At 48.4% G+C, this 4,967-nt stretch carries 6 protein-coding genes; 1 reads left to right on the top strand and 5 read right to left on the bottom strand.

Features of this window, described 5'->3' with window-relative positions; translation table 11 throughout:
- The coding region (locus ACJROR_RS09950; RefSeq protein WP_406546940.1) for a hypothetical protein at positions 1–849 on the top strand (849 nt) is incomplete at its 5' end.
- Between the two features lie 61 nt (positions 850–910).
- On the opposite strand, the gene ACJROR_RS09945 is transcribed toward ACJROR_RS09950, so the two are convergent.
- From ACJROR_RS09945 to ACJROR_RS09925, 5 genes are all read right to left on the bottom strand, one after another.
- Positions 911–2,089, bottom strand: a complete 1,179-nt coding sequence (locus ACJROR_RS09945; RefSeq protein ID WP_406546939.1) for an ankyrin repeat domain-containing protein — start codon at positions 2,087–2,089, stop codon at positions 911–913.
- 278 nt (positions 2,090–2,367) lie between these two features.
- A complete protein-coding gene (locus tag ACJROR_RS09940) occupies positions 2,368–3,480 on the bottom strand; it encodes a S41 family peptidase (RefSeq protein ID WP_406041086.1) in 1,113 nt (370 codons plus the stop codon).
- A gap of 8 nt (positions 3,481–3,488) precedes the next feature.
- Complete coding sequence (locus ACJROR_RS09935; RefSeq protein WP_406041088.1) at positions 3,489–3,968, bottom strand: hypothetical protein; 480 nt, start codon at positions 3,966–3,968, stop codon at positions 3,489–3,491.
- Positions 3,969–3,976: 8 nt separating this feature from the next.
- Positions 3,977–4,672, bottom strand: a complete 696-nt coding sequence (locus tag ACJROR_RS09930) for a glycine zipper domain-containing protein (protein WP_406041090.1) — start codon at positions 4,670–4,672, stop codon at positions 3,977–3,979.
- 9 nt (positions 4,673–4,681) lie between these two features.
- On the bottom strand, positions 4,682–4,967 hold a 286-nt coding region (locus tag ACJROR_RS09925; RefSeq protein WP_406546938.1), incomplete at its 5' end, for a hypothetical protein.

Raw genomic sequence — 4,967 nt, 5'->3', positions numbered from 1 at the left:
ATGCGGCCCCCGGTACTAACCAAGGAATCAGAAGAAAAAATCCTTAAAAGAATTGCTGCCAAAAAGTCCAAGAGCGAAACCGCAATTACATCATCCTCTGCCCCCTCTTCGGCTCCTCAGCAGGATAAAGCTCCTCAAAACGCCGTAACGCCCAAAGCTCATGCAGTTCCCCGAAAAGAACAGGATAATACTCCGGCTTCGCCGCATCATGATAATGCAGTTCCCGCTCAGGCAAAGCCGGAAAGCGACCATCAATCAGCTGAAATACTGAATCTGACGTCCACTCTGGACAGAAAGAAGGTTGCCAATAAAATTAAAGAGCAGGGCATGAGCGCCGGCGAACTTCCGGCAATTGCAACGAAAACTCCGGAAACTTCTTCCGGAAAATTGCCGACGGTCAAAGCAGAAGATCCGGAAGATCCTCCGGTTGACGAGCATCCTGTTAATTCAGCGCTGGAAGCGGAAAAGCTCGTGCAAAGAAATAAAGAGCAGGAAGTGATTGCCGCCTCCATTCCTCCCGACAGTGACGGAAACTACAGAAGCGCCGGAGGGCGTCTTAAAGCTATTGCCACTGTAATACTCATTATCGGAGCCGCTGCCGGTCTGGGATTGGTAAGCTACCTCTATTTCGGGAATAATGACGCCGAGCCTGAAAATAACAATACTGCGGCTAATACTAAAACCCCCCCGAAAACCGAGGTAATCGCAAAAACCAAGGAGAGCATCGCCGACTATAAGCCGGAAATGAGGTCAATCATCATCCCCTTCAAAAAAATGCCTGATATCGGATATGACAAAGGTGACGGCCCCACCAGGATAACTCACATTATCAGCGCCCAGAAACCGTAACCTCAGGATCTGCCGGATTTCCGCGCTGACAAGGGCGATTCCGGCAGCCTTGCTTTTATCTTCAGTTACTGCCGGCTTCTTTTATCAGAAACTCCTTCATAGCAGCCATTTCCGCATCAGAGTATTCATTTTCCTTAATGTTCTGATAGACCGTACGGGAATCGTCTCCGTAAAGAGAAGGCATTGGGCTTGCGGCAGCCTTTTTAAGATCTCCGCCTTTTTCCATCAGAAGCTTAAGCATATCCAGTTTGCCGTTTACGATAGCATAAATCACCGCAGAAACTCCGCCGCTGTCAGTCCTGTTTAGATCACCGCCAAGGGCCGCAATCTTATCAATAATTTCAGGCATGTCCGCAGTCACGTTTTCTCTGTTCTCGAGAAACACCAAAAGAGGAGATCCTTTACTCTCAAACCTGACATCCCTAAGGTCCGGATTCAGTCCCTCCAAAACGGTCTTAATGATTTCATCACTGCTGCTAAATACCTGATACAGGGTTTTATGATAACCGTTCGTATCCGTAATAAGAACATTTACACCGGCCGCAATAAAAGCTTTTACTACTTCTATATCGCGGTTTCCGTTCATAAGATAAACGCAAAATGCCGGATCCCCGTATGGCTGACCGTCATCGGCTTCATATCTGGCATCCGGATTCATTCCATCCTTCAGAGCTTTCTTAATCTTTGCCGCATTTCCGGCATCAGATGAAGCAACTAATTCCATAAATCCGTCAGCATTCATTCCAGCAGCAGCGGCATGAGAATTGTCCTTTTGACTGTCAGAATTCGCTGATTCCCCGGAAGAGGACAAGGCCTGACCGGAGGTATCAGAAGCAGCCGGGCTTTCCGGATGCTGAATAACAATAAGTTCATTCAGCTCCGGTATCTCTGCCATCCGGGCTATTACGGCCTCATCATTGACTTTTACTGTTCCGGTAACCACATATTTGCCGGATTTTTCTGAAATTTTTAGAGAACTGTCATCCAGCGTTACGAATTCATCGGCCTTCATAAATATCTCGGTTCGTAACACCCGGGCATTGCGGCGAAGATCATCATCGGAGATCATCTTTTTAACGCATTCCCGCAAAGCGGTCATTTTCAGATTTCCGGCAGCCGCCTTTTCATCCCGGCCGGAGCTCTCAAGCTGGTACACCGTCTCTCCCATGGCAGTACCGGCTGACAGCAAGGCCCCCGCAAATAAAACAAGGAGTCTCCCTCTTTTTAACAAGTGATTCATATGGTGTCCTATATCTGTATATTTCTTCATCAAATGACCGTATTCCCGCTGTCAAAAATCAGTATTCTGACTGTTTGTCTCAAGTCTCGGGAATGATTTTGTCTGTCCGGAACCGAGACTCTTTACCCAGATCTGCAGCAAGGAATTTTTTTGATATGATCCGGAATAATGATGGATGACAGAGATGACGCATAAGGAAGTTTATAACGAAAAAGACAGCCAAGAAGTCCGATGCCGAGTTCTGTATTACGGACATACTGCCTTCATTTCAGGTGTTTTCAATGCCGCTTTTCCACATCGGGAGCAATTCCGGAGCCTTCCCAGTTCGTATCCTTGTCAGCGTCACTATCCGGATAAAGAAGTTCCCCCACCGTCAGTTTCAGAAAACTGCCATCGGAAAGCCGAAACACATCCTGAACCCGGGCCTTTCCCGCTGTCCGTTCCCCGTAAGTGCCGACATTCGCCCCGGCTTTCAGCGCTGCAATCATCATTTCGGCGGCGCTGGCTGTAAGATAATCCTGCATTATCACAAAGCGATTGCTGGCTGCCAGTCCTGATTTAGCTGCCTTAACTTCATTGATGCCGTGATTATTCTTTAATCGGTAGACCGTTTTTCCGGCATTAAGGAATAATTCTGCGCTTCGGGCCCCCTGCTCCATAACACCGCCGGTATTTCCCCGAAGATCGATGAAAAAACGCCTGTTTTTCTTTTCCGTCCCCTTAAAAGCCCCCTGTTCCTGTTCCAGTCTGGCAATTTCAGCCCGAAGCAGTTCTCCGGTATTGCTGCCAAATCGAAAAATTCTGATAACCACAGGATTGGAGCCTGTTCTCATAACATCAGGATAATGTTTGACCTTTCTGGTTACCGGAACCGTGTATTCTTCACCTCTGCTGTCCTTTGCCGTGATTTCCACATCGGTATCCTCCTCGCCGCGAATCAGATAGCCGATGTCGTCAATGCTTTTGGCGGTAATATCAACCCCGTCAACCTTCAGGAGAACATCACCGTATTCGATACCGCTGGTGTCAGCGGGAGACCCGATAAAAGGAATCATCCTAATCTGGCCGCTGCGATCCTTTATGATATCCATCCCTGTTCCGGCTGCCGCGTTTTTGCCGAGATTCATCACCCGCTTCATAGTGGCTGCCGGAATATAACTGGCATAACGATCCCCGGCAGTCAGAGTTCGGTTCAGTTCCTCTGTATCCATTGCCGCAATATTGATGGCATCAAGCCTTTGCTGCACCCTGCTGTCAAAACCGTACGACTCCCGGCTGATAAGATCCGCAATCTCAGTGGCGCAGGGAACAGCAAAAGACTGCCGCCCCCATCCCGCTGCCGCAAAAAGGAAACAAACTAAAAAAGCCGCTTTGCTGGCACCGCTTTTCATATGTCCGGTTACAGTCTGCTCAGAGCATCTGCCTCCATTTTAAGTTCTTCCAGTCTCTTTCGGAGAGCCTGAATTTCCTTCTTTTTGGCAGCATTGTCATCTATGGCGTCAATGCGAGCTGCTTCCTGCTTGATAGCGGCATTTTTTCTGGACAGTTCGGCTGCCTGAGCGGCCTTGCTTTTATCCTTTTTGATACGATTAAGCTGGCTGTCAATCTTCTTCTGTTCCGCATTAAGACTGGCTTTAAGTTTAGCCACCTCCTTTTGCTTGACAGTCAAATCCCGGGAAAGGCTGGAGCTCTGCCGTTCTTCGGCAGCCTGCTCTGCTTCAATGCTGGCCAGCCTGGCTTCGCGCTCCTGAAGACGTCTTTCATATTTGTCAGAGCTGTAGCTGAACAGGCCTCCCTGGCGGGGATCGTCAGTCATGTTGCAGCCGGAAGCACCCAGTAAAAACATAAGCCCCAGGGCCGTAAAGAATGCTCTTCTCATGCCACCTCCTAAACAGCCAGTCGGGCAGAAATATTGGCCAGCTTTTTATTGCTGTCCTCCATCTGCTTAATTTCCTTATTAAGCTTCTGGATCTCAGCATCAAGAATCTTGGCTTCTTTGGTGTTATTACCGGACTTGGCATCCTTGGCAACGGCCAGCTGCTTCGCTTTTTCCTCCTTCAGAACCTTTATATTATCGCTGGTTTCCTTTTGGAGACTTTCGATGCTCTTCCTTTCCTTGGCAAGCTGCTGCGACTTTATCTGCTTTTTCTTGTAAGCTGTTTGCAGTTCCTTGGACTCCTTGTCAAGAGCCGCTATCTTCTGCCGCAGGGAATCATTTTTCTTTTTACTCTCAGCGGTCACCGTTCTGGCATGATCAATACAATCATCCAGCCAGTCCTCTCTTCTGGCATACTCGGCCTTTTTGTCAGCCACATGCTTGCCCACCATAAAACCGGAAAGCGAGCCCACGCCGGCTCCGATAGCTGCTCCCAGAAGGGTCCCCTCAGTATTGCCCCCGATAGCCAGACCTAAAAGAGCCCCCACAGCGGCGCCTACGCCTGCTCCGGTAAGAGTGCCTTCGGTTTTGGTTCTGGTGCTGTCATCATGAATGTTCGAACATCCCGTGGCCGAAAGCGACATGGCAAGAGCCAGACACACCGCCATCCCCGTTTTGCTGAAGCCGTTTCCTGATAAGCTGTTCATACTGCCTCCTTATTTCAAATAATCCTTTTTCCATCCTGAGCTATTGGAACGCTTGGTCTTTTCATAACTCAGATAGTGATTTTTGGTAATTTCAATTTTGGCAATCTGCGCCTTTAAATCCTTTCTCCGAGCCTCAGCTTCCTTATCCTGAGAATGCATCTCAAGATTAAGCATAGTCTCGATTTTCTTTTTATGAGCGGTAAAGCCCTCCAGCACCAGATCCTTGGGGAGCTTAATAAGTTCCCCCATAATCTCGCCGTAGTTTTCAATACCTGATTTTACGTTGTATTCATGC

The organism is Succinimonas sp., from assembly GCF_045225735.1.
Taxonomy (GTDB): Bacteria; Pseudomonadota; Gammaproteobacteria; order Enterobacterales; family Succinivibrionaceae; genus Succinimonas.
The sequence above is the reverse complement of the archived record's forward strand: the minus strand, read 5'-3'. Positions and strand labels throughout refer to the sequence as shown.